At 40.8% G+C, this 797-nt stretch carries 1 rRNA gene; it reads right to left on the reverse strand.

Annotated elements, in window-relative coordinates:
- Window positions 1–454, reverse strand: a 23S ribosomal RNA gene (locus CHF27_RS13990); the annotation flags it as partial.
- Between the last annotated feature and the right edge of the window lie 343 nt (window positions 455–797).

Consider the following 797-nt stretch of genomic DNA (forward strand, 5'->3'; position numbering starts at 1 on the left):
GATGGTCCCTCCTGCTTCCCACAGGGTTTCACGTGTCCCGTGGTACTCTGGATCATGCTAGTAGCTTTTTCGTTTCAATTACAGGGCTATTACCTTCTATGGCGGAGCTTTCCAACTCTCTTCGTTTACAATATTGCTTCCATGTCGCATGTCCTCAACCCCAGCAAAGAAAACTTCACTGGTTTGGGCTGTTCCGCGTTCGCTCGCCGCTACTTACGGAATCGAATTTCTTTCTTTTCCTCCGGGTACTTAGATGTTTCAGTTCCCCGGGTTCCCCTCATTAAGCTATGTATTCACTTAACAATACTTAGACATTACTCTAAGTGAGTTTCCTCATTCGGAAATCTTCGGATCAAAGTTTACGTGCAACTCCCCGAAGCTTATCGCAGCTTATCGCGTCCTTCATCGGCTCCTAGTGCCAAGGCATCCGCCCTACACCCTTAATAACTTGACCAGTTATCAAAGTTTGATATTTTTAGAAGTTATCTTCTTCATAATTATATATTAAAATGATGTCATATCACTAAATGTATTCAGTTTTCAAAGTACTAACAGAAGGTTTTTGATTTTAGGTCTTTCGCCCCATCGCCAAACTTCATTTTTTGAAACTTTCCAGCGAAGAGATTAATTTGAATTGTGAGTTGTCATTTTTAAGTTGTTTTTTAGCTTAATTGACAAACACAATTAAATTAATCTCAAGCGACGAAGTTCAAAAATGAACCCTCAAGATTAAACAGTAGGTAATTCTCCTTAGAAAGGAGGTGATCCAGCCGCACCTTCCGATACGGCTACCTTGT

Source organism: Romboutsia maritimum, assembly GCF_002251085.2.
In the GTDB taxonomy this organism is placed as follows: Bacteria; Bacillota; Clostridia; order Peptostreptococcales; family Peptostreptococcaceae; genus Romboutsia_B; species Romboutsia_B maritimum.